This window comes from Bradyrhizobium sp. LTSP849 (assembly GCF_000938255.1).
GTDB lineage: Bacteria > Pseudomonadota > Alphaproteobacteria > Rhizobiales > Xanthobacteraceae > Bradyrhizobium.
The window spans coordinates 262,631-285,017 of record NZ_JYMR01000053.1; the positions used below are offsets into that span (position 1 = coordinate 262,631).

Here is a 22,387-nt window from a genome sequence, read left to right on the forward strand (position 1 = left end):
AGCGCGTGTCACTTCGCGGGCGAGGTCGCGTCGACCCAGAGGTCTTCGACGTTCTGATGGGTCAGCTCGGTGGCGTTCAACTGAACGCCCTTGAGCCACGGCTGCACGGCCATGACCGCCTTGTTGTAGTTGAAGAACCAGACCGGCGCCTCTTCATAGAGCAGCGCATTGGCCTTTTGCAGCAGCTGGCCGCGCTTTGCGGAATCGTCGGTCTGCCCGGCTTCGTCGATCAGCTTGTCGAAGTCGGCGTTCTTGAAGTTCATGTAGTTGCAGGCTGTTTGTGGCGTCGCCGAATGGAAACATTTCAGCGCCGCCTGGGGATCCGGGCCGGTCTGCTGGGAATAGACATAGGCCTGGTAGTCGCCGCTGCGAACCACCTCCGACAGCACTGCGGCCTCGACCTGCTTGACCTTGGCCTTGATGCCCACCCTGTCCAGCATCGGAATGACGGCCGTGACGATCGGCAAGCCCCAGCTTTCATTCTGGCTGGTGGTCCATTCGAATTCGAAGCCGTTGGGATAGCCGGCGTCCGCGAGCAGCTGCTTGGCCTTCGCCGGATCGAAGGGATAGGGCTTCATGGTCTTGTCGTAGAGCGGAGAGGTCAGCGGCAGCCAGCTGGTGGCGCGGTAGGCCTTGCCCTTGACCAGCTTGTTGATGATCAAATCGGTATCGATCGCATAGTTGATCGCCTGCCGGACCCGCTTGTCGGCGAACGGCTTGAAGGCGGGATTCATCCCCATGTAACGCGTGAAGACCTCGGCGACCTCGACAATGGTGCCCTTGAGGTCGGGGTCGGCCTGATAGGCGACATATTGCGCGGGTCCCAGCACCGAGGTGTCGATCTCCTTGTTACGGAAGGCGACGTCGCGTGCCGCGGCCTCACCCATGACCGACACGATGAGCTTGTCAGCGTAGGGCTTGCCGGGCTTGTAGAACCGGTCCCACCGCTCCAGCACGATGCGCGATCCCGGCACGTGCTCGACGAATTTGAACGGCCCAAGGCCGATCGGATGCTGGATGAAGCTGTCCTTGGCAGCCTCGTCGGCGGGATAGATCGAGGTCAGCGCGGTGAAGAGGTAGAAGCCCGGATCGACCTTCTCGGTCAGCTTCATCTCGACGGTGAAATCGTCGATCTTCTTCAACCCGGAGATGTCCTTGGCTTTGCCCTTCTCGACCTCGGCCGCGCCCTCGATGATCCGGACATAACGCGCGCCGGGATAGGCCTTGCTGCCGTCCATGATGCGATTATAGGACCAGATGACGTCGTCGGCCGTCATCTTGCGGCCATTGTGGAAATAGGCGTCGTCGCGCAGCTTGAAGGTGTAAACGAGCCCACCGCCGGAAACGATGACCTCCTTGGCCAATTCCGGAACCGGCTTTCCTTCGGCAGAATCCCAGATGTAGAGCGACCGGTGCAGGCCCTTGGCGTAGATCTCGTCCTGGGCGCGCTGGGTGGTGTGGATGTCCAGGCTGGTGAAACTCGAACCATAGGGCGCCGTCATGCGGATGGTCCCGCCCTTGCGCGGTGTCTGCGCCTCCGCTGACCCGGCGAGCGCCAGTCCCAACCCAGCGACGATCGCCATTACCTTGAAGATCATTTGTCCTCCAACCATGCGGAAGTCGTCCGATCCGCGATTTGAGCATTCACGGCATGTCGAGCGCAAGCGCCTCTTTTCATGTTGATGGCGATCCGAAGCCCCCAATTTAGGCGTACGCCGCCCTAGTCGGCCGTAAACTCCGGCATCCAGCTGCTCAGCTCGCGGGCGGCGGCCGTGACGCTGGCGATGTCGGGAAACTCCGCCGTATCCACCATCAACGTGCGCGCGAGGCCGACGCTGCGCGCTTCGCTGACGGCCCGCCTGCGCGGGTCTTCGATCAGCTCGAAGTCGATATTGTGGGCGAGGCCGAAGATGCGGCGGTTGATCTTGGCACCGGCAAAGCCGACGGTGTCGGCGAACAGCCGCTGCATATAGGCCTGCCGCTCGGCTTCCAGCCGCGCACCGCCCTTCCCTCCGCCGAATAGGGTGGCCGGATAGGCATCGCCCCTTGCATCGGTCCGCCAAAGGTCGAGGAATTTGCGAGCGAACTCGTTCCACACCGTTTCCACGGTCTCCAGCACCCAGCCCTCGAACGCTCGCCGCTCGCCGGGCGAGCGCTCGTGGCCGGCGGAAGCGAAGAAGGCCATCAAGAGATTGGCGATGACGGCGCCGACGTCGAACCCCATCGGGCCATAGAACGCGAATTCGGGATCGATCACGCGCGTCTCGGTTGCCGTCACCATGATCGAACCGGTGTGGAGATCGCCATGGAGCAACGCTTCCGGGCTCGCCATGAATTTCAGCTTGAGGCGGGAGACCGCGACATGCAGGTCCATGTCGTCGCGCAAGTCTGCGGAGAGTGTGTCGAGGTACGGCGTGGTCCAGCGGTTCTGCTCAGCGATGCGGTAGGGATCGGTGAAGATCAGATCCTCGGTGATCTTGCAGAGCGCATGGTTGCCGGCAAACGCCGCGATGCCCTCCTTCTTCTCCGCGGCGGAAAGCGCGAGGTCGGAGGTGAAGAACAGATTCTGCGCCATGAAGGTGGTGATGTCACCGACGAAGCGCGGATAGTGCGTTCCGGCAACGAGCCCCCTGCGCATGATGATGTGGGGCTCGAGCAGCTCCATTACCGTCAGCGCCAGCGCCTCGTTGTGATGCAGCAGGGCCGGCACGAGGCCGGGCGCAAGCTGGGCCTGCCGTGACAGGGCCAGATATTCGTAGTGCGCCCGCGACAGCGGCAGCGGCCAGCTTTCGCCGACGAGGCGGACGTAAGGCAGCGCCTGCTTCACGGCGACGCCGCCGCGGTCGCCCTTGACGATGAAGACGAGATTGAGATTGCCGTCGCCGACCTCGGTGATCGACCAGGAGGCCGGCTCGGCGCCGAGCAGCGCCGCGATATCCGGAACGCCTGCGAGATAGTCCCGCAAGGCCGCATCATGCAGAATCCGATAGTCCCCTGCCCGGTCCCCGGTCATGACGATCCCATCCCATGCTAAAGCGCGATGAGATCGCGCTTTAGATTTTTGTTTGAGCATGATCTTTTCGGAAAACCGCTTCGCACTTTGCGCTAACGCGGCCCTTCGGGTCCGGATCATGCTCCCGCATGGCCGGATCGTTACTCCCGCTCCAGGAAGCTCGAGCCGATCTCGGCCTTTCTTTTGATCGGATCGTAATCGCAATAGACGCTGTCCGCCACTAGCGTGTAGCTGGCGCTGACGGTGTATTTGTCGAGCTTGACCGAATTCAGCCCGATCACCGAGGTGCTCCTGCCGCCGTTCCATTTGAACGGCGTCGAGCTCGGCGCCCGCTCGCAGGCCGCCACGGCCTCGTTGAAGACATAGCCCTCGACGAACGCCTTCAGCGTCCGCACCTGCACGGCCATCTTCCACTCGACATAGCCGATGGCGCCAAGACCGGCGACGATCAGCACCAGAAGCGCAATGACGATCCTCTGAAAAGTCATTCGTCCCCCCCTAAACAACACGCAATCAGGAAAATCGAGCCAAGAAATCTAGAACGGCATTCCCATCAATTTGGACAGGCGTTCGATCGAGAGATAGCCGGCCTGATAGGCCGCCATGGCGAGGCCATAGATGATCGCCGAGATGATCGTGGTCCAGATCAGCTTGCGCTTCATGCCGGTCAGGATCGGTGCGCCTGGGTCCGTGCCGGGCGCGCCGACGCCGTCCTCGTGCTGACTGCGGACGCCGAACGGCAGCGTCAAGAACAGCGCGATCCACCAGATGACGAAGTAGATCGCGAGAGCGGTCGATATCTGGATGGCCATGGTTCGGCCCTATGCCTGCTCGATTTCGACGAGTGCGCCCGAAAAATCCTTCGGATGCAGGAACAGTACCGGCTTGCCGTGGGCGCCGATCTTCGGCACGCCGTCGCCGAGCACGCGCGCGCCCTCCTTCACCAAAGTGTCGCGCGAGACGATGATGTCGATCACCTCGTAGCAGATGTGGTGGATGCCGCCGTCGGCATTGCGCTCGAGGAACTTTGCGATCGGCGAGGTCTCGCCGAGCGGCTCGATGAATTCGATCTTGGTGTTGGGCAGCGTCGCGAACACGGTGGTGACGCCATGCTCGGGCAGCGCGACGGCTTCCGAAATCTCCGCCCCGAATGCCGCGCCGTAGATCCTGGCAGCCTTGATGGCGTCCTTTGTGGCGATCGCCACATGGTTGAGCCGGCCCAGCATATGCTTCTCCCTCAAAGCATGATCCGGAAAAGTGTGAAGCGGTTTTCCGAAAAGATCATGCTTAAACAATTAGACTGTCAGGACATGTACCAGACAGGGGGGCTTTTTGCCCCAATGTTCGTTGATCACGGCACGGACAGCGCGTCGCACCGACTCGCCCAACGCGTCAGCATCACGGCGGCGCGCCTTTGGCAGGCCCTCGATGGTGGAGACCACGGCATCGAAAACGAGATCGTCGATGGGCTCGCCCGCCCGGTTCTTCTCGGGGATGCCGACGAGATCGACCTCGGGATCGTCGGCCAACTCGCCCTGCTCGGTCATGGCGATGGCCACGAAGGCGCAGCCCGAAAACGCCATCCGGCGCCGCTCGGACACCGCGCGCGACTTGGAATCCTCCAATATCGTGCCGTCCTTGTAGAGACGACCCGCGGGCACCTGGCCGATGATGCCGGGATCGCCCGGGCCGAGCTTGACGAGATCGCCATTGCGGACGACCAGCACGCGCGGCACGCCGGCGGCGCGCGCGAGTTTCGCGTGTTCGTGCAGATGCAGCGCCTCGCCATGGACGGGGATCAGAAGCTGTGGCCTGACCCAGGCGATCATGTCGCGCAACTCATCCCGGCGCGGATGGCCGGAGACGTGGACCAGATGGTCGCGATCGGTGATGACCTCGACGCCCTGGAGCACCAGATTGTTGATGATCGAGCCGACTGCCTTCTCGTTGCCCGGGATGGTGCGCGAGGAGAAGATCACGCAGTCGCCACGGTTGAGCGTGATTTCGGGATGGTCGTCATTGGCGATGCGCGCCAGTGCGGCGCGGGCCTCGCCCTGGCTGCCGGTACAGAGCGCCAGCACCTTGTCATGCGGCAGATGGCCGTAGACGTCGGTCGAGCGGAAGCTCTGGACGCCGTCGAGATAGCCGGTCTCGCGCGCGACCTGCGACACGCGCTCCATCGCGCGTCCGACCACGACGACTTCGCGGTCAGCGGCCTTGGCGGCGTCGGCGACCGCCTTGATGCGCGCGACGTTGGAGGCGAAGGTCGTCACCGCGACGCGGCCCTTGGCGGCCTTGACCAGGTCGGCGATGGTCCTGGCGACTTCGGATTCGGACGGCGAGCGGCCGTCGCGCACGGCGTTGGTGGAATCGCCGATCAAGGCGATCACGCCCTCATCGCCCAATTCGCGCAGCCGCTTCTCGTCCGTCGGGCGGCCGATGATCGGGGTCGGATCGATCTTCCAGTCGCCGGTGTGCAGCACGGTGCCGATCTCGGTGTGGATCGCCAGCGCATGGGACTCGGGAATCGAATGCGCGACCGGGATGAACTCGACGTTGAACGGGCCAACATCGATGCGCCCGCCCGACGGCACCACCGTCACCGGAATCTTCGGCGCATTGCGCTCGGCGGCGCATTTGGCCTCGAACAGCGCGGCGCTGAATTGCGTCGCGTAGATCGGGCATTTCAGCTTCGGCCAGAGGTCGATGATCGCGCCAAAATGGTCCTCATGGGCATGGGTCAGCACCAGGCCCATCAGGTTCTTGCGTTCCTTCTCCAGGAAGCTGATGTCGGGCATGATCAAATCGATGCCCGGCAAATGCTCCTCGTCGCCGAAGGAGACGCCGAGATCGATCGCGAGCCAGGCGCGCTGCTGTCGGTTGCCGAGGCCGTAGATCGACAGGTTCATGCCGATCTCGCCGACACCGCCGAGCGGCGCAAATACCAGTTCGTCAGACTTCGCCATCACGCAGCTCCCACGGAGGCGGCCGAACCAAAGAACACCTCGCCGGCCGCCACCGGCAGGCGTCGGCCGTCAGCGGTGCGGACGATCAGGCAACCGGTGTCGTCGATCGTGTCGAAAATGCCTTCCAGCGTCGTCGCTCCCGTGTTGATCGCAACCCGCTCGCCAAGGCCAGCCGCGCGCTCCAGCCACAGTTTCCGGATCTCGGCGAAGCCGCGACCATTGTCCCAGATGCCGCGGAATTCCACCCAGGAATCCGTCAGTGCCGAAAACAGCTCTTCCGCGCTGATCTGGACGCCAAGGGTTGCGAGCGACACCGCGGGCGTCGGTGTACCCTCCGGGGCCGCGACAATGTTGGTGCCGATGCCGACGACGATGGCAAGGCGATCGCCGACGGCTTCGGCCTCCAGCCCAATGCCGACCAGCTTCTTGCCGTTGGCCAGCACGTCATTCGGCCATTTCAGGGCGTATCGCGGCCTGTCAGGGCCAAGCCGCAGCGCGGCCTCGAGGCTGACCTTCTCCAGAGCGGCTTCCTCGGCCAGCCCCGCGGCAAAGCCGATCGTGGCGGCAACCGCGGGCGCGACGTCCACGACCTCGAGCACGCTGGCGGCCAGATTGCCCCGCGGCGAGATCCAGGCGCGCTGGCGTCGGCCGCGGCCGGCGGTCTGCTCGGAGGTCACGAACCAGATCGGGCCGCGCTCGCCCGAACGCGCGCTTTCGATCGCGTCGGTGTTGGTCGAGCCGGTCCGTTCGAGGGCTGCGAGCTTGTAGCCCGCCGAAATGGCGCGAGGACCGAGCGCGAACCCCATCCTAGAACAGCGACTTGGCGGCGGCGGAGGCAACGCTCACCACCGGACCCGCGATCAGCGCAAACAGGATGTTGAACAGGCCAAAGACCGCCAGCACCGTCTTCACCTCGACACGCACCGGATCGACCTGACCGGCCGGCTCGTCGAAATACATCGTCTTGACGATGGTGAGGTAGTAGTAGGCGCCCACGACGCTGGAGAGCACGCCGATCACGGCGAGCGTGAACAAATTCGCCTTGATGGCGGCGACGAAGACGTACCATTTGGCGAAGAAGCCGGCGAGCGGCGGAATGCCGGCGAGCGAGAACAGCAGCATCGCAAACATGAAGGCGAGCAGCGGATTGGTGCGCGAGAGGCCGGCGAAATCGCTGATCTGCTCGACGGCCTGGCCGTTGCGCTTCATCGACAGAATGACCGAGAACGAGCCGAGCGTCATCGCGACATAGATCACAATGTACATCAGCACGCCCTGCGCGCCTTCGACCGTGCCGGAGGCAAGGCCCACCAGGGCAAAGCCCATATGGCCGATCGAGGAATAGGCCATCAGTCGCTTGATGTTGCTCTGGCCGATCGCGGCGAAGGAGCCGAGCACCATCGAGGCAATCGCCACGAACACCAGGATCTGCTGCCACTGCGAGACGATGCCAGGGAACGCGGTGAGCGTGACGCGGGTGAAGACGGCAAGTGCGGCGACCTTCGGGGCGGACGCAAAGAAGGCAGTCACCGGCGTCGGCGCGCCCTCGTAGACGTCAGGCGTCCACATGTGGAACGGCACGGCCGAGACCTTGAAGCAGAGGCCAGCGAGGAGGAAGACCAGGCCGAACACCAGGCCGACATTCGCGGCCGTCGCCGCCGTTGCGATCCCGGCAAAGCTGACCGTGCCGGTGAAGCCGTAGATCAGCGAGGCGCCGTACAGCAACATGCCCGAGGACAGCGCGCCCAACACGAAATACTTCAGGCCGGCCTCGGTCGACTTGGCGTTGTCGCGGTTCGAGGCCGCCACGACGTAGAGCGCGAGCGACATCAGCTCGAGGCCGAGATAGAGCGAGATCAAATCGCCGGCCGAGATCAGCACCATCATGCCGAGCGTCGAGAGCAGCACCAGGATCGCATATTCGAAGATGCGGCGCGACGGATCCGACAGGAACTCGGTCGACAGCACCAGCGTCACCGCCGAGCCGATCAGGGCCAGGATCTTCATGAAGCGCGCAAAGTCGTCGACGATGAAGCTGCCGCCGAAAGTCACCTGCTTGCCCGCGGGCAGCATGTATTCGAGCACGCCGACCACGATCAGGAGCAGGACCGCGAGCGTCGTGACCGTCTTGGTGGTCTCCTGCCCGCGATAGGCCCCGAGCATCAGAAGCGCCATGGCGCCGACCGCGAGCACGAGCTCGGGCAGCACCGGCGCCAGTTGATAACCTGCAGTCGAAAAGCTCATGGCGATATCCTGACCTGCCCGCTCACTGGAGCAGTGCGGCGGCCTTCACGGCCGTCACAGCGGTGTTGTAATTGTTGACGAGTTGCTGAACCGAGGCCGCCGACATGTCGAGCACCGGCTTCGGATAGATGCCGAACAGGATCGTCAGTGCGATCAGCGGGAACAGCGTCAGGCACTCACGGAAGGTGAGATCCTTCATGCTCATCAGCGACGGCTTGACCAGCGCCCCGAACACGACCTTGCGGTAGAGCCACAGCGCATAGCAAGCCGACAGGATCACGCCGAAGGTGGCGAAAAATGCAGTCGGGACCGAGACCTTGAAGGTGCCGAGCAACGTCATGAACTCGCCGACGAAGCCGGAGGTGCCGGGCAGACCGACATTGGCCATGGTGAAGATCATGAAGGTCAGCGCGTAAAGCGGCATCCGGTTGACAAGGCCGCCATAGGCCGCGATCTCGCGGGTGTGCATGCGGTCGTAGACGATGCCGACGCAGAGGAACAGCGCGCCGGAGACGATGCCATGCGAGATCATCTGGAACACGCCGCCGGCGACGCCCTGCATGGTGCCGGCGAAGATGCCCATGGTGACGAAGCCCATATGCGCGACGGAGGAATACGCAATCAGCTTCTTCATGTCCTCCTGCATCAAGGCCACCAGTGAGGTGTAGATGATGGCGATGGCCGAGAGCACGAACACCAGCGGTGCGAAGTCATGCGAGGCCAGCGGGAACATCGGCAGCGAGAAGCGCAGGAAGCCGTAGCCGCCCATCTTCAAGAGGATCGCGGCCAGCACCACCGAACCCGCGGTCGGTGCCTCGACGTGCGCGTCGGGGAGCCAGGTATGCACCGGCCACATCGGCATCTTCACCGCGAACGAGGCGAAGAAGGCGAGCCACGCCCAGGTCTGCAAAGACCGCGGCACCGCGGTGTGCATCAGGGTCGGGATGTCGGTGGTGCCGCCGTTCCAGTACAGCGCCATGATGGCGAGCAGCATCAGCACCGAGCCGAGCAGCGTGTAGAGGAAGAACTTGAAGGACGCGTAGACCCGGCGCGGACCACCCCAGACCCCGATGATCAGGAACATCGGGATCAGGCCGCCCTCGAAGAACAGATAGAACAGCACGAGATCGAGCGCCGAGAAGGTGCCGATCATCAGCGTTTCCAGGATCAGGAACGCCATCATGTATTCGCGGACGCGATTGGTGATCGCCTTCCAGCTCGCGACGATGCAGAACGGCATGATCGCGGTGGTCAGGATCACCAGCGGCAGCGAAATGCCGTCGACGCCCATGTGGTAGGTGATGCCGGTGGCGAGCCAGGCCGCCTTCTCGACGAACTGGAAGTCGGCGTTGGACGGGTCGAAACGCATCACCAGCAGCACCGACACTGCGAAGGTGATCAAGGTGGTCCACAGCGCGATCCAGCGCGAATTGCGCCGGGCGGCCTCGTCATCGCCGCGGCTGAGATAGACGATCAGCGCGCCGACCAGCGGCAGGAAGGTCGTGACCGATAGGATGGGCCAGGTCGTCATTTACTGGCCTCCAAAGCCGAACATAAACCAGGTGATCAGGCCGGCGGCGCCGATCAGCATGGCAAACGCGTAGTGATAGAGATAGCCGGTCTGGATCTTCACGACGTTGCGGGTGACATCCAGCACGCGAGCTGAGATGCCGTCGGGGCCGAGACCGTCGATGATAAAGCCGTCGCCCTTCTTCCAGAGCTGATAGCCGATCCACTTCGCCGGACGGACGAAGATGACGTCGTAGAGCTCGTCGAAGTACCATTTGTTGAGCAGGAACTGGTACAGCATCGGCTGGGTGTTCGCGAGCTCGACCGGGAGGTAGGGCTTGCGGATATAGAACGTGTAGGACACCACGAAGCCCAGCGCCATCATGATGAAGGGCAACCACCCGAGCAGCGGCGGCATGTGCTCCATATCCTCGAGGATATGCGGATTCATCTTCACGGACTCGCGGAAGAACTCTTCCACACCATGAGGCCCGGTGAAGAGCTCCTTGAACGGGAAGCCGGCGAGGATCGAGCCGATCGCGAGAACGCCGATCGGAATCAGCATCCAGATCGGGCTTTCGTGCGCGGCCTCGTAATGCTCCTGGTTGTGCGGCTCGCCGAAGAAGGTCTTGAACACCAGACGCCAGGAGTAGAACGAGGTCAGGCCGGCGGCCGCGATCGTCAGCAGATAGGCATACATCGAGAACGGATTGTGCGAGGCGTAGGCGGACTCGATGATCGCGTCCTTGGAGAAGTAGCCGGCGAACAGCGGGAAACCGGTCAGCGCCAGCGTACCCACGGTCATCACCCCGAACGTGTAGGGGATCTTGCGCCAGAGGCCGCCCATGTTGCGGATGTCCTGCTCGTGGTGCATCGCGTAGATCACCGAGCCGGAGCCCAAGAACAAGAGCGCCTTGAAGAAGGCGTGCGTGAACAGGTGGAACATGCCGACCGAATAGGCGCCCGCCCCCATCGCCACGAACATGTAGCCGAGCTGCGAACAGGTCGAATAGGCGACGATCCGCTTGATGTCGTTCTGGACGAGACCGATCGTCGCCGCGAAGAACGCGGTGGTCGCGCCAAAGAACATCACGACGGCCTGCGCGTTCGGCGCGAGCTCGAACAGCGGCGACAGGCGCGCCACCATGAAGACGCCGGCGGTGACCATGGTCGCGGCGTGGATCAGCGCCGACACCGGCGTCGGGCCTTCCATCGCGTCCGGCAACCAGGTGTGCAGCAGGAACTGCGCCGACTTGCCCATCGCGCCCATGAACAGCAGCAGGCAGGTCAGTGTCAGCGCATCGGCGTGCCAGCCGAGGAAGTCGATGGTCTTGGCGGTCAGGCCGGGCGCCTGGTGGAAGATGGTCTCGAAATCGGTCGAGTTGGTCAGGTAGAAGATCGCGAAGATTCCGAGCGCAAAACCAAAGTCACCGACGCGGTTGACCACGAAGGCCTTGATCGCCGCCGCATTCGCCGACGGCTTCTGGTACCAGAAGCCGATCAGGAGATAGCTGGCGAGACCCACGCCTTCCCAGCCGAAGAACAGCTGCACGAGGTTATCAGCCGTCACCAGCATCAGCATGGCGAAGGTGAACAGCGAGAGATATCCGAAGAAGCGCGGCCGGTTCGGATCCTCGTCCATGTAGCCGATGGAATAGAGGTGCACGAGCGAGGACACGGTGGTGACCACGACCAGCATCACGGCGGTGAGCGTGTCGACCCGCAGCGTCCAGTAGACTTGCAAGTCGCCGGAGAAAATCCAGGGCAGCAGCTGGATCCGGGCGTCATGGCCATTGAAGCCGACATCAACCAGCGTCATCCAGGACAGCGCGGCTGCCACGAACAGCAACGCTGTGGTGATCAGCTCAGCACCGCGCGATCCCGCAGCCGCGGGCTCGACCGGGCCGTGCCCGTGGTCATCGTGCGCGTGATCGTCGTGGCCATGGTCGTCATGGGCCGCCGCCGCATGGGCGTCGCCGTGACCATGGTCATCGTGATGCTCGACCGTGTCGCCGCTGGGATTGCGGGCATGCGCGCCGAACAGCGCGATCAGGCCAGCCAGAATGGCGCCCAGCAGAGGCAGAAAGACAATTGCCTGGACCATGACTGAGCTCAGCCCTTCATCAGATTGACGTCCTCAACCGCGATCGAGCCACGGTTGCGGAAATAGACCACCAGGATAGCGAGACCGATCGCGGCTTCAGCAGCCGCGACCGTCAAGACCAGCAGCGCGAAGACCTGGCCGACGATGTCGCCGAGGAAGGTCGAGAACGCCACCAGATTGATGTTGACCGAGAGCAGGATCAGCTCGATCGACATCAGGATGACGATGATGTTCTTGCGGTTCAGGAAGATGCCGAGGATCCCGAGCGTGAACAGGATCGCGCCGACCGCCAGGTAATGTCCGAGCCCGATCGTCATTTCACCCACTCCGCCGCGTCGCTGTCCTGGAGCCCCTGCCCCGACGCGACCTTGCGCATCGCCATCGCCATCTCCGGCGTGCGCGCGTTCTGAACGTTGATGTCCTGCCGCTTGACGCTCGCCTTGTGGCGCAGCGTCAGCACGATGGCGCCGATCATCGCGACCAGCAGCACCATGCCCGAGAGCTGGAAGTAGTGGATGTACTTCGTATAGAGCACGAGCCCGAGCGCCTCGGTATTGCTGACATTGGTCGGGATCGCCGCCGTGATCGTCTTGCTCACGGTGGGATTGATGACCCAGAAGCCGACGGTGAGCAGCAGCTCGAACAGGAAGATGCCGCCGATCACGAGACCGACCGGCAAATATTCAATGAAGCCCTCGCGCAGCTCGAGGAAGTCGACGTCGAGCATCATGATCACGAACAGGAACAGCACCGCGACGGCGCCGACATAGACGACGATCAGGATCATCGCCAGGAATTCGGCGCCCATCAGCACGAACAGGCCGGAGGCGTTAACGAAGGCCAGGATCAGATACAGCACGGAGTGAACGGGATTGCGCGAGACAATCACCATCACCGCCGAGGCGACGCAGACGCCGGCGAAGAGATAGAAGAACAGCGCGGGAAGGATCATGCTCTCATCTCACCGGTACGGCGCGTCGAGCTCGATCGCTTTTGCGATCTCGCGTTCCCAGCGGTCGCCGTTGGCGAGCAGCTTGGCCTTGTCATAGAACAGTTCCTCGCGGGTCTCGGTCGCGAACTCGAAGTTCGGGCCTTCGACGATGGCGTCGACCGGGCAGGCCTCCTGGCAGAGGCCGCAATAGATGCACTTCACCATGTCGATGTCGTAGCGGACGGTACGGCGGGTGCCGTCATTGCGGCGCGGGCCGGCCTCGATGGTGATGGCCTGCGCCGGGCAGACGGCTTCGCACAGCTTGCAGGCGATGCAGCGCTCTTCGCCGTTCGGATAGCGGCGCAGCGCGTGCTCGCCGCGGAAACGCGGCGAGATCGGGCCCTTCTCGAACGGATAGTTCAGCGTCGGCTTCGGCTGGAAGAAATAGCGCATGGCGAGGAAGAACGCCGAGACGAATTCCGACAGCAGAAGCGAGCGTGCAGTGGCGTTGATGTTGATACCCATGACGGCCCTCACTTCGGCGCGATGCCGGCGAACTGGAGCACGCCGGCCACCACGACCACCATCGCCAGCGACAACGGCAGGAACACCTTCCAGCCCAGGCGCATCAGTTGGTCGTAGCGGTAGCGCGGCACAATCGCCTTTGCCATCGCGAACAGGAAGAACATGAAGAACACTTTGAGCGAGAACCAGATGATCCCCGGCACCCAGTTGAAGGGCGGCAGGTCCACCGGCGGCAGCCAGCCCCCGAGGAACAGGATCGTCGCCAGCGCGCACATCGTGACGATCGCGACATACTCGCCGAGCATGAACAGCAGATACGGCGTCGAGCCGTATTCGACCATGAAGCCGGCGACGAGCTCGGATTCCGCTTCGACGAGGTCGAAGGGCGGACGGTTGGTTTCCGCCAGCGCCGAGACGTAGAAGATCACGAACATCGGGAATAGCGGCCAGACGTACCAGTTCAGGATGGTCAGCTGCGGCAGCCCAATCAGGCTGGCAAGGCCGCGGATGTGCTGGGCCTCGACGACGGCCGAGAGGTTCAGCGTGCCGGCGCAGAGCAGCACCGTGATGATGACGAAGCCGATCGAGACCTCGTAGGACACCATCTGCGCCGCCGAGCGCAACGCCGCCAGGAACGGGTATTTCGAGTTCGACGACCAGCCGGCCATGATGATGCCGTAGATCGACAGCGACGAGATCGCGAAGATGAAGAGGACGCCGACATTGATGTCGGAGATCACCCAGCCGAGATTGGTCGGGATCACCGCCCAGGCCGTGAGCGCGAGCACGCAGGACACCAGGGGGGCCAGCAGGAAGACCCCCTTGTTGGCGCCGGCCGGGATGATCGGCTCCTTCAGCACGAACTTCAGCAGGTCGGCGAAGGACTGGAACAGGCCCCAGGGACCTACCACGTTCGGGCCGCGCCGGATCTGCACCGCCGCCCAGATCTTGCGGTCGGCGAGCAGGATGTAGGCGATCGCGACCAAGAGGACGACGAGCACCAGCACGCTCTCCGCGATCATGATGATCAGCGGCCAGAGGAAGCCCGTCCAGAATGCGCTTGTGAAGAATTCCATCAGCTCACTCCGCTGCGGTCAGCATCTGCCCGGAGGCAAGCCGCGAGCATTCCGCCATCACGGCGGACGCACGCGCGATTGGGTTGGTCAAATAGAAGTCCTCGACGAGTGGCTTGAACGGCGCCTTTTCCGTCGAGCCGCCCTTGCCAGCGAGCTTCTTGATCTGGTCGGCGGAGCCGGCCTCGATCTGATCGAGACGGATCAGATGCGGCACGGCCTTGAAGATCGCCTGGCGCAGCGCTGCGAGCGAGTCATAGCCGAGCTTCTTGCCGAGCGCTTCCGACAGTGCGCGGACGATCGCCCAATCCTCGCGGGCCTCGCCCGGCGGGAACGCGGCACGGCCGGTCATCTGCACGCGGCCTTCGGTGTTGACGTAGATCGCGGACTTCTCGGTATAGGCGGCCGCCGGCAGGATCACGTCGGCGCGATGCGCGCCGCGGTCGCCATGGGTGCCGATATAGACGACGAAGGTGCCGTCCGGCGCCTTGATCTCGTCGGCGCCGAGCAGGAACAGCAGATCCAGCGTGCCGAAGGTCGTCATCTGCGCAGCGTTCAGCCCGCCGGGACCGGCCACAAAGCCGATATCGAGCGCACCGACGCGCGAGGCGGTCTCGTGCAGTACGCCAAGGCCGTTCCAGCCGTCCTTCACCGCGCCAACATCGAGCGCAAGCTTGGCGGCGGCGGCGAGGATGGCGGCGCCGTCGTGACGCGAAGCCGCGCCTGCACCGACCAGGATGATCGGGTTCTTGGCGTTCTTCAGCACGTCCATGAAGGAGTGCTTGCCGGCCGCGAGCTCACCGAGCGTCTCGCTGCCTGCGCCGAGATAGTCATACTCATAGGTCAGGTCGGCCTTGGCACCGATCACGCCGACCTTGAAGCCGCCGGCGCGCCAGCGCTTGCGGATGCGGGCGTTGAACACGGCCGCTTCCTTGCGCGGATTGGCGCCGATGATCAGCAGCGCATCAGCCTGCTCGACGCCGACCAGCGTCGGGTTGAAAATGTAGGAGCCGCGGCCGAGTGCGGGATCGAAGGCGTCGCCGCCCTGCACCGCCAGATTGGCCGAGCCGAACTTGGCCAAGAGATCCTTCAGCGCGAACATCTCTTCGACGCCGGCGAGATCGCCCGCGACCGCGCCGATGCGCTTGCCGTCGGTGCGCGCCGCCTTGGCAGCGATCGCAGCGAAGGCCTCGGGCCAGCTCGCCGCGCGCAGCTTGCCGGCTTCACGGATATAGGGCCGGTCAAGACGCTGAGTGCGCAGGCCGTCGACGACGTGGCGGGTCTTGTCGGAGATCCACTCCTCGTTCACGGCCTCGTTGATGCGCGGCAGCACGCGCATCACCTCGCGGCCGCGGGTGTCGACGCGGATCGCAGATCCCACACCGTCCATCACGTCGATCGACTGGGTCTTGCCGAGCTCCCAGGGGCGTGCCGCGAAAGCATAAGGCTTCGAGGTCAGCGCGCCGACCGGGCAGATATCGACGAGATTGCCCTGGAGTTCCGACGTCAGCGCGTGCTGGAGATAGGTCGTGATCTCCATGTCCTCGCCGCGGCCGGTTGCCCCCATCTCGGGCGCGCCGGCGACTTCCGCCGAGAAGCGGACGCAGCGCGTGCACTGGATGCAGCGGTTCATCGAGGTCTTGACCAGCGCGCCGAGATATTTGTCCTCGACCGCGCGCTTGTTCTCGGCGAAGCGGCTGGTGTCGACACCATAGCCCATCGCCTGGTCTTGCAAGTCGCACTCGCCGCCCTGGTCGCAGATCGGGCAGTCCAGCGGATGGTTGATGAGAAGGAATTCCATCACGCCTTCGCGCGCCTTCTTCACCATCGGCGAACGGGTGGAGATTTCCGGCGGCTCGCCCTTGGGGCCGGGACGGCAATCGCGCACGCCCCAGGCGCAGCTTGCGACCGGCTTCGGGCCGCCCTTCACTTCGACGAGGCACATCCGGCAATTGCCGGCGATCGACAGCCGCTCGTGATAGCAGAAGCGCGGAATCTCGGCGCCTGCGGCTTCGCACGCCTGAAGCAGCGTGTATTCGGCCGGGACATCGATCTCTTTGCCGTCGATGATGAGCTTGGTCATGCTTCCTACTCCGCCGCGACCATGTTCACGGGATCGCGGACGCCGGCATCGTCGATGTCGGCCTTGTGCGAATACTGGTCGATGCGCGCTTCGATCTCGTGACGGAAATGCGCGATCAGGCCCTGGATCGGCCATGCGGCTGCGTCGCCGAGCGCGCAGATCGTATGGCCCTCCACCTGCTTGGTGACCTCCAGCAGCATGTCGATCTCGCGCTTGTGGGCGCGGCCATCGGCCATGCGGGTCAGCACGCGCCACATCCAGCCCGTGCCTTCGCGGCACGGCGTGCACTGGCCGCAGCTCTCATGCTTGTAGAAATAGGAGATGCGGGCGATGGAGCGGATCAGATCGGTGGACTTGTCCATCACGATCACGGCCGCGGTGCCGAGACCCGAGCGCAGCTTGCTGAGGCTGTCGAAATCCATCGGCGTGTCGATGATCTGCTCCGCCGGCACCATGCGCACCGACGAGCCGCCGGGGATCACGGCCTTGAGGTTGTCCCAGCCGCCGCGGACGCCGCCGCAATGCTTCTCGATCAGCTCACGGAACGGGATGCCCATGGCTTCTTCGACGTTGCAGGGCCGCTCGACATGGCCGGAGATGCAGAACAGCTTGGTGCCGACATTGTTCGGACGGCCGATGCCGGCGAACCAGGCAGCGCCACGACGGAGAATGTCCGGCGCGACCGCGATGGACTCGACGTTGTTGACCGTGGTCGGGCAGCCGTACAGGCCGACATTGGCCGGGAACGGCGGCTTCAGGCGCGGCTGGCCCTTCTTGCCCTCGAGGCTTTCGAGCAGCGCGGTTTCCTCGCCGCAGATATAGGCGCCGGCGCCGTGCGCGACGTAGATGTCGAACGGCCAGCCATTGACGTTGTCCTTGCCGACCAGCTTGGCCTCATAGGCCTGGTCGATCGCGGCCTGGAGATGCTCGCGCTCGCGGATGAACTCGCCGCGGACATAGATGTAGCAGGCATGCGCGTTCATCGCGCAGCTCGCGATCAGGCAGCCCTCGATCAGGAGATGCGGATCGTGCCGCATGATCTCGCGATCCTTGCAGGTGCCGGGCTCGGACTCGTCGGCATTGACGACGAGATAGCTAGGACGACCGTCGGTGGACTCCTTCGGCATGAAGGACCACTTCAGACCGGTCGGGAAGCCGGCGCCGCCGCGGCCGCGTAGGCCGGAGGCCTTCATCTCGTTGATGATCCAGTCGCGGCCCTTGTCGATGATCCCCTTGGTGCCATCCCAGGCGCCGCGACGCCGCGCACCCTCGAGCCCCCAATCGTGGAGGCCGTAGAGGTTCTTGAAGATGCGGTCCTTGTCCTCGAGCATATCAGCGCTTTCCGATCAACGATTGGCTTGCTTGTAGGCAAGCCCGGCGGCGCAGACGGCGAAAGTCAGCGCCCAGAGCAGACTGGTTTCCTGCGACGCGCTCATCACGAAGCGCTGAAGCAGGAACATGAAGACGGCCGCGCCCGCGGCATGCATGGCAACGAAGCCCCATTTGTTCACGGCTTCGCTCCTTGAAATGGCCTGGTACGAGAGATCACGCATCAGGTGCTCTCCTTCAGCGTGGTCGGTCCGCCGGCCGGCGCGGAGAACTGGCGGCCGTTCTGCGGACCGGGCTTTGGCGGATTGCCCGAGGCAAAACCGTCGAGCACCTTGCCGAAGGTCTCCTTGTTCAGGTCCTCATAGGTGTCCTTGCCGATCAGCACCATCGGCGCGTTCACGCAGGCACCAAGGCATTCCACCTCTTCCCAGCTGAAATTGCCGTCCTTGGAGAGATGGAAGGGATCGTGATGGATCCGGCTCTCGCAGACATGGATGAGGTCTTCGGCGCCGCGCAGGCGGCACGGCGTGGTGCCGCAGACCTGGACGTGGGCCTTCTTGCCGACGGGGGCGAGCTGGAACATCGTGTAGAAGGTCGCGACCTCGAGCACGCGGATATAGGGCATGTCGAGCATGTCGGCGACGACGCGGATCGCGGCCTCCGACACCCAGCCGTCGTGCTGTTCCTGGACACGCCAGAGGATTGCGATGACAGCGGAAGCTTGCCGGCCGGCCGGATATTTCGCGATCTGCTGCTTCGCGAACGCAAGGTTCTCGTCCGTGAACGCAAAGCTCGCGGGCTGGACTTCCTGGGGCGCTAATCGGCGGACGGACATCTCTTATTCTCTCACTGCATACGGCGCGTGGTTTTCGCATTCAGGGCATTGATCCTGTCCTGCCAGAATGCGCTTGCGGTGCCGAAAACGTTGTAGCCGACGTGGGTCGAAACCTTGATGCGGTCGAGGATCGACAGATCGCTGACGGTCTCCAGCCGGTTGGTGCGCGGATCGAGCACGATCAGCTTCATCGGGGTCTGTTCGAGGATGTAGCGCGACACCGCGTGTGAGCGGTCGCTGCCGTGCTCCTCGCACATGATGACGCTGTCGGCCTGAAGCAGACGGGCGCCGCCCTTGATCGCCTCGATCTCGACGCCTTCGACGTCAAGCTTGATCAGATATTTGCCGTTGGCCGAGACCTTGCCGTCGTCGATGAGATTATCCAGCGCGAGCACCGGAACCTCCTCACCGCCATCAGACACGTCGCCGGCGATGCTGAAGGCCTCATGCTTGGTGCCGGACAGCCGCGCAGTACCGCGCGATGCGCCGATCGCGCATTTCATGGTCTCGAAGCGGTTGCCGTTGATCCGCGAATTGTTGGCGAGCTTTGGATAGTTCTGCCCTGACGGCTCGATCGCGATCGCCTTGTGCGCGCCGAACAGCTTGCTCGAGACCAGCACCGACCAGTAGCCGTAATTGGCGCCGCAATCGAGCAGCGTGTAATCGACGTCGATCGAGTCGGCGAACAGCAGCTCGAGCTCGCCCTCATAGCTGTAGGAGCGGTCGAGCAGCTTGCTCCAATAGCCGTCACCATAGGGGAATTCAAACGCAGCGTCGGGATTGAGCTTGATCGCAATGTTGCGCTTGGGCAGCGTCTTCGCCAGCAAATTGGCGCAGGCGATGTAGCCCATATGCGAGAAGTGCGACGAGATCTTCGCTCCCGTCACCAGCGCCAAGGCAGCCGTCCGCTCCCACAGGTTGGCCCCTTCAAGGGCCCCCGAGGCACGGTCAAACTGGATTGGCGCCTGCGCCATCACCGATCGACCTCTCCGAACACGATGTCGAGCGAGCCCAAGATCGCCGAGACGTCGGCGAGCAGATGGCCGCGGCAGATGTGATCCATCGCTTGCAGATGCGCAAAGCCCGGCGCGCGGATCTTGCACTTGTAGGGCTTGTTGCTGCCGTCGGAGACGAGATAGACGCCGAACTCGCCCTTGGGCGCCTCGACCGCGACATAGACCTCGCCGGCCGGCACGTGGACGCCCTCGGTGTAGAGCTTGAAGTGGTGGATCAGCGCTTCCATCGAGCGCTTCATGTCGCCACGGCGCGGCGGCGCGACCTTGTTGTCCTCGACGACGACGGGACCCTTCCCGTCCGGCGCATTCAGCTTCTGGATGCACTGCTTCATGATGCGCACGGACTGGCGCATCTCTTCCATGCGGATCAGGTAGCGGTCGTAGCAGTCGCCGTTCTTGCCGATCGGAATGTCGAAATCCATCTCGGCGTAGCATTCATAGGGCTGCGACTTGCGCAGATCCCAGGCCGCGCCCGAGCCGCGCACCATCACGCCCGAAAAACCCCACTCCCAGGCTTCCTTCAGCGGCACCACGCCGATGTCGACGTTGCGCTGCTTGAAGATGCGGTTGGCGGTGAGCAGGCGGTCGAGGTCCTCGACCACTTTCAGGAACGGATCGCACCAGGCCTCGATGTCGTTGACCAGCTTTTGCGGCAGATCCTGATGCACGCCGCCGACGCGGAAGAAGGCTGCGTGCATGCGGCTGCCCGAGGCGCGCTCGTAGAACACCATCAGCTTCTCGCGCTCTTCGAAACCCCACAGCGGCGGGGTCAGCGCGCCGACGTCCATCGCCTGCGTGGTGACGTTGAGAAGATGTGAGAGGATGCGCCCGATCTCGCAATAGAGCACGCGGATCAACTGGCCGCGGCGCGGCACCTCGATGCCGAGCAGCTTTTCGGCCGCCATGCAGAAGGCATGCTCCTGATTCATCGGCGCGACGTAGTCGAGCCGGTCGAAATACGGGATCGCCTGCAGATAGGTCTTCTGCTCGATCAGCTTTTCGGTGCCGCGGTGAAGCAGGCCGATATGGGGATCGACGCGGGCCACGACTTCGCCGTCAAGCTCCAGCACGAGGCGCAACACACCATGGGCCGCCGGATGCTGCGGACCAAAATTGATCGTGAAGTTACGAAGAACTTCGGGTTGCTCGTTCATGATCAGACCTTCGGCCCTGCTTTTTCATCCCCCGGAAGGACCGGATAATCGGCCCCCTCCCACGGCGACAGAAAGTCGAACTTGCGGAATTCCTGGTTGAGCCGGACCGGCTCGTACACCACGCGCTTCTCCTGGTCGTCGTAGCGAACCTCGAGAAAGCCGGTGGTCGGGAAATCCTTGCGCAGCGGATGCCCCTCGAAGCCGTAATCGGTGAGCAGGCGGCGCATGTCGGGATGGCCGACGAAGATCACGCCATAGAGGTCGTAGGCCTCGCGCTCGAACCAGTCGGCACCGGGAAACACGTCGATCAGCGACGGCACCTGCGTGGTCTCGTCGGCCTGGGCCTTGAGCCGGACCCGCGTGTTCAGCGCCGGTGACAGGAAGTGATAGATCACGTCGAACCGCTTCTCGCGATCCGGATAATCCACCGCCGTGATGTCGGTGAAGTTGATGAAGCGGCAATTTGGGTCGTCGCGGAGGTACTTGACCACCTCGACGATCTTGCTGGCCTCGACATCAACAGTGAGCTGGTTGAAGGCCACCGTGTGACCGGTGGCGGCGCCCGGAAGCGCGCTAACGATCGTTTGCCCCAGGGCGTCGAGCTTGCCATCGTCCATGACGTAAACCTTAGCGTTCGATGGTACCAGTGCGCCGGATCTTCTTCTGAAGCAGCAGCACGCCGTAGAGCAGCGCTTCCGCCGTGGGCGGGCAGCCCGGCACATAGATGTCGATCGGCACGATGCGGTCGCAGCCGCGCACGACCGAGTAGGAATAGTGATAGTAGCCGCCGCCATTGGCGCAGGAACCCATCGAGATGACGTAGCGCGGCTCGGGCATCTGGTCGTAGACCTTGCGCAGCGCAGGCGCCATCTTGTTGGTCAGCGTGCCGGCGACGATCATCACGTCGGACTGGCGCGGCGAGGCACGCGGCGCGAAGCCGAAGCGCTCGACGTCGTAGCGCGGCATCGACACCTGCATCATCTCGACGGCGCAGCAGGCGAGACCGAAGGTCATCCACATCAGCGAGCCGGTACGCGCCCAGGTGATGAGGTCGTCGGTCGCGGCCACGAAGAAGCCCTTGTCGGACAGCTCGGAGTTGACCTCGAGGAAGAACGGATCATTGGCCCCGACCGGTTTGCCGGTCGACGGATCCAGGATGCCCTTGGGGGCCGGCGTTACGATGGGGCCAGCCGATGGTGCAGGGTTCAATCCCATTCGAGTGCGCCTTTCTTCCATTCATAGGCGAAGCCCACCGTCAGCACGGCGAGGAACACCAGCATGGACCAGAAGCCGGTCGCGCCAAGCTTGCCGAACGCGACCGCCCAGGGAAACAGGAACGCCACCTCGAGGTCGAAGATGATGAAGAGGATGGCGACCAGATAGAAGCGGACATCGAACTTCATGCGGGCGTCGTCGAAGGCGTTGAAGCCGCACTCATACGCCGAGAGTTTTTCCGGGTCCGGCTGCTGGAACGCCACGATGAAGGGGGCGATCAGCAGCACCAGGCCGATGAGGCCCGCGACCCCTATGAAGACGACGAGTGGAAGATAGTTCTGTAGAATGCCGCTCATTGGCGAGCCCTTTTTCCCGCAGCCTCGGGACAGC

23 protein-coding genes are annotated in these 22,387 nt (G+C 63.6%); all 23 read right to left on the bottom strand.

Annotated features, from left to right (window positions below; all coding sequences use genetic code 11):
- Window positions 1-8: 8 nt before the first annotated feature.
- The 23 genes from UB31_RS34850 to UB31_RS34960 all read right to left on the bottom strand — a co-directional run bounded on the left by UB31_RS34850 (window position 9) and on the right by UB31_RS34960 (window position 22,353).
- Complete coding sequence (locus UB31_RS34850; RefSeq protein ID WP_045014105.1) at window positions 9-1,598, bottom strand: ABC transporter substrate-binding protein; 1,590 nt, start codon at window positions 1,596-1,598, stop codon at window positions 9-11.
- 122 nt (window positions 1,599-1,720) lie between these two features.
- Window positions 1,721-3,013 carry an S-methyl-5-thioribose kinase gene (gene mtnK / locus UB31_RS34855; protein WP_045014106.1) on the bottom strand — a complete coding sequence of 431 codons (1,293 nt, stop codon included), beginning with the start codon at window positions 3,011-3,013 and terminating at the stop codon, window positions 1,721-1,723.
- Window positions 3,014-3,153: 140 nt separating this feature from the next.
- A complete protein-coding gene (locus UB31_RS34860; RefSeq protein ID WP_045003094.1) occupies window positions 3,154-3,501 on the bottom strand; it encodes a hypothetical protein in 348 nt (115 codons plus the stop codon).
- 48 nt (window positions 3,502-3,549) lie between these two features.
- Window positions 3,550-3,825: a DUF1467 family protein gene (locus tag UB31_RS34865; protein WP_045003095.1), complete on the bottom strand. Its 276-nt coding sequence runs from the start codon at window positions 3,823-3,825 to the stop codon at window positions 3,550-3,552.
- A gap of 9 nt (window positions 3,826-3,834) precedes the next feature.
- A complete protein-coding gene (mce, locus tag UB31_RS34870) occupies window positions 3,835-4,239 on the bottom strand; it encodes a methylmalonyl-CoA epimerase (protein WP_045014107.1) in 405 nt (134 codons plus the stop codon).
- Between the two features lie 69 nt (window positions 4,240-4,308).
- Entirely contained in the window at window positions 4,309-5,979 is a 1,671-nt protein-coding gene (locus UB31_RS34875; RefSeq protein ID WP_045014108.1) for a ribonuclease J, read from the bottom strand.
- Entirely contained in the window at window positions 5,979-6,785 is an 807-nt protein-coding gene (locus UB31_RS34880; protein WP_045014109.1) for a biotin--[acetyl-CoA-carboxylase] ligase, read from the bottom strand. The genes UB31_RS34875 and UB31_RS34880 overlap by 1 nt, the downstream gene beginning before the upstream one ends.
- A 1-nt stretch (window position 6,786) precedes the next feature.
- The gene (nuoN, locus tag UB31_RS34885; protein WP_045003099.1) at window positions 6,787-8,223 is read right to left on the bottom strand and encodes an NADH-quinone oxidoreductase subunit NuoN; all 1,437 of its coding nucleotides are present in this window, start codon (window positions 8,221-8,223) and stop codon (window positions 6,787-6,789) included.
- A gap of 22 nt (window positions 8,224-8,245) precedes the next feature.
- A complete protein-coding gene (locus UB31_RS34890; protein WP_045003100.1) occupies window positions 8,246-9,754 on the bottom strand; it encodes an NADH-quinone oxidoreductase subunit M in 1,509 nt (502 codons plus the stop codon).
- Window positions 9,755-11,836: an NADH-quinone oxidoreductase subunit L gene (gene nuoL, locus UB31_RS34895; protein WP_045014110.1), complete on the bottom strand. Its 2,082-nt coding sequence runs from the start codon at window positions 11,834-11,836 to the stop codon at window positions 9,755-9,757.
- Window positions 11,837-11,844: 8 nt separating this feature from the next.
- Window positions 11,845-12,153 (bottom strand): NADH-quinone oxidoreductase subunit NuoK, encoded by a 309-nt coding sequence (nuoK, locus tag UB31_RS34900; protein ID WP_008547737.1) that lies wholly within the window; start codon window positions 12,151-12,153, stop codon window positions 11,845-11,847.
- Window positions 12,150-12,788 (bottom strand): NADH-quinone oxidoreductase subunit J, encoded by a 639-nt coding sequence (locus UB31_RS34905; RefSeq protein WP_045003102.1) that lies wholly within the window; start codon window positions 12,786-12,788, stop codon window positions 12,150-12,152. The genes nuoK and UB31_RS34905 overlap by 4 nt, the downstream gene beginning before the upstream one ends.
- 9 nt (window positions 12,789-12,797) lie before the next feature.
- Window positions 12,798-13,286 carry an NADH-quinone oxidoreductase subunit NuoI gene (gene nuoI / locus UB31_RS34910; RefSeq protein WP_026232873.1) on the bottom strand — a complete coding sequence of 163 codons (489 nt, stop codon included), beginning with the start codon at window positions 13,284-13,286 and terminating at the stop codon, window positions 12,798-12,800.
- Window positions 13,287-13,300: 14 nt separating this feature from the next.
- Entirely contained in the window at window positions 13,301-14,368 is a 1,068-nt protein-coding gene (gene nuoH / locus UB31_RS34915) for an NADH-quinone oxidoreductase subunit NuoH (protein WP_156175689.1), read from the bottom strand.
- A 4-nt stretch (window positions 14,369-14,372) separates the two neighbouring features.
- The gene (nuoG, locus tag UB31_RS34920) at window positions 14,373-16,448 is read right to left on the bottom strand and encodes an NADH-quinone oxidoreductase subunit NuoG (protein ID WP_045014112.1); all 2,076 of its coding nucleotides are present in this window, start codon (window positions 16,446-16,448) and stop codon (window positions 14,373-14,375) included.
- A gap of 5 nt (window positions 16,449-16,453) precedes the next feature.
- Window positions 16,454-17,779: an NADH-quinone oxidoreductase subunit NuoF gene (gene nuoF / locus UB31_RS34925; RefSeq protein WP_045014113.1), complete on the bottom strand. Its 1,326-nt coding sequence runs from the start codon at window positions 17,777-17,779 to the stop codon at window positions 16,454-16,456.
- 15 nt (window positions 17,780-17,794) lie between these two features.
- On the bottom strand, window positions 17,795-18,001 hold the full coding sequence (locus UB31_RS34930) for a hypothetical protein (protein WP_045003106.1): 207 nt from the start codon (window positions 17,999-18,001) through the stop codon (window positions 17,795-17,797).
- Complete coding sequence (gene nuoE / locus UB31_RS34935; protein ID WP_045014114.1) at window positions 18,001-18,612, bottom strand: NADH-quinone oxidoreductase subunit NuoE; 612 nt, start codon at window positions 18,610-18,612, stop codon at window positions 18,001-18,003. The genes UB31_RS34930 and nuoE overlap by 1 nt, the downstream gene beginning before the upstream one ends.
- 11 nt (window positions 18,613-18,623) lie before the next feature.
- Window positions 18,624-19,586, bottom strand: a complete 963-nt coding sequence (locus UB31_RS34940; RefSeq protein WP_045014115.1) for an FkbM family methyltransferase — start codon at window positions 19,584-19,586, stop codon at window positions 18,624-18,626.
- Window positions 19,586-20,782, bottom strand: coding sequence for an NADH-quinone oxidoreductase subunit D (locus tag UB31_RS34945; protein ID WP_045014116.1), 1,197 nt, complete (start codon window positions 20,780-20,782; stop codon window positions 19,586-19,588). The genes UB31_RS34940 and UB31_RS34945 overlap by 1 nt, the downstream gene beginning before the upstream one ends.
- A gap of 2 nt (window positions 20,783-20,784) precedes the next feature.
- Window positions 20,785-21,399: an NADH-quinone oxidoreductase subunit C gene (locus tag UB31_RS34950; RefSeq protein ID WP_045003110.1), complete on the bottom strand. Its 615-nt coding sequence runs from the start codon at window positions 21,397-21,399 to the stop codon at window positions 20,785-20,787.
- 10 nt (window positions 21,400-21,409) lie between these two features.
- Window positions 21,410-21,991: a NuoB/complex I 20 kDa subunit family protein gene (locus UB31_RS34955; RefSeq protein WP_502691310.1), complete on the bottom strand. Its 582-nt coding sequence runs from the start codon at window positions 21,989-21,991 to the stop codon at window positions 21,410-21,412.
- Window positions 21,988-22,353 (bottom strand): NADH-quinone oxidoreductase subunit A, encoded by a 366-nt coding sequence (locus UB31_RS34960; RefSeq protein WP_027550614.1) that lies wholly within the window; start codon window positions 22,351-22,353, stop codon window positions 21,988-21,990. Before UB31_RS34960 ends, UB31_RS34955 begins: the two co-directional genes overlap by 4 nt.
- Window positions 22,354-22,387: the final 34 nt, after the last annotated feature.

What these genes read in the sequence shown, in the direction of transcription:
- nuoK (WP_008547737.1), bottom strand. Translation starts at nt 12,153, where the DNA reads ATGACGATCGGGCTCGGACATTACCTGGCGGTCGGCGCGATCCTGTTC.
- UB31_RS34865 (WP_045003095.1), bottom strand. Translation starts at nt 3,825, where the DNA reads ATGGCCATCCAGATATCGACCGCTCTCGCGATCTACTTCGTCATCTGG.
- nuoG (WP_045014112.1), bottom strand. Translation starts at nt 16,448, where the DNA reads ATGACCAAGCTCATCATCGACGGCAAAGAGATCGATGTCCCGGCCGAA.
- UB31_RS34880 (WP_045014109.1), bottom strand. Translation starts at nt 6,785, where the DNA reads ATGGGGTTCGCGCTCGGTCCTCGCGCCATTTCGGCGGGCTACAAGCTC.
- UB31_RS34905 (WP_045003102.1), bottom strand. Translation starts at nt 12,788, where the DNA reads ATGATCCTTCCCGCGCTGTTCTTCTATCTCTTCGCCGGCGTCTGCGTC.
- nuoL (WP_045014110.1), bottom strand. Translation starts at nt 11,836, where the DNA reads ATGGTCCAGGCAATTGTCTTTCTGCCTCTGCTGGGCGCCATTCTGGCT.
- UB31_RS34960 (WP_027550614.1), bottom strand. Translation starts at nt 22,353, where the DNA reads ATGAGCGGCATTCTACAGAACTATCTTCCACTCGTCGTCTTCATAGGG.
- UB31_RS34850 (WP_045014105.1), bottom strand. Translation starts at nt 1,598, where the DNA reads ATGATCTTCAAGGTAATGGCGATCGTCGCTGGGTTGGGACTGGCGCTC.
- UB31_RS34950 (WP_045003110.1), bottom strand. Translation starts at nt 21,399, where the DNA reads ATGGACGATGGCAAGCTCGACGCCCTGGGGCAAACGATCGTTAGCGCG.
- nuoN (WP_045003099.1), bottom strand. Translation starts at nt 8,223, where the DNA reads ATGAGCTTTTCGACTGCAGGTTATCAACTGGCGCCGGTGCTGCCCGAG.
- nuoH (WP_156175689.1), bottom strand. Translation starts at nt 14,368, where the DNA reads ATGGAATTCTTCACAAGCGCATTCTGGACGGGCTTCCTCTGGCCGCTG.
- mce (WP_045014107.1), bottom strand. Translation starts at nt 4,239, where the DNA reads ATGCTGGGCCGGCTCAACCATGTGGCGATCGCCACAAAGGACGCCATC.
- nuoE (WP_045014114.1), bottom strand. Translation starts at nt 18,612, where the DNA reads ATGTCCGTCCGCCGATTAGCGCCCCAGGAAGTCCAGCCCGCGAGCTTT.
- UB31_RS34890 (WP_045003100.1), bottom strand. Translation starts at nt 9,754, where the DNA reads ATGACGACCTGGCCCATCCTATCGGTCACGACCTTCCTGCCGCTGGTC.
- UB31_RS34875 (WP_045014108.1), bottom strand. Translation starts at nt 5,979, where the DNA reads ATGGCGAAGTCTGACGAACTGGTATTTGCGCCGCTCGGCGGTGTCGGC.
- mtnK (WP_045014106.1), bottom strand. Translation starts at nt 3,013, where the DNA reads ATGACCGGGGACCGGGCAGGGGACTATCGGATTCTGCATGATGCGGCC.
- UB31_RS34930 (WP_045003106.1), bottom strand. Translation starts at nt 18,001, where the DNA reads ATGCGTGATCTCTCGTACCAGGCCATTTCAAGGAGCGAAGCCGTGAAC.
- UB31_RS34860 (WP_045003094.1), bottom strand. Translation starts at nt 3,501, where the DNA reads ATGACTTTTCAGAGGATCGTCATTGCGCTTCTGGTGCTGATCGTCGCC.
- UB31_RS34940 (WP_045014115.1), bottom strand. Translation starts at nt 19,586, where the DNA reads ATGGCGCAGGCGCCAATCCAGTTTGACCGTGCCTCGGGGGCCCTTGAA.
- nuoF (WP_045014113.1), bottom strand. Translation starts at nt 17,779, where the DNA reads ATGCTCGAGGACAAGGACCGCATCTTCAAGAACCTCTACGGCCTCCAC.
- UB31_RS34945 (WP_045014116.1), bottom strand. Translation starts at nt 20,782, where the DNA reads ATGAACGAGCAACCCGAAGTTCTTCGTAACTTCACGATCAATTTTGGT.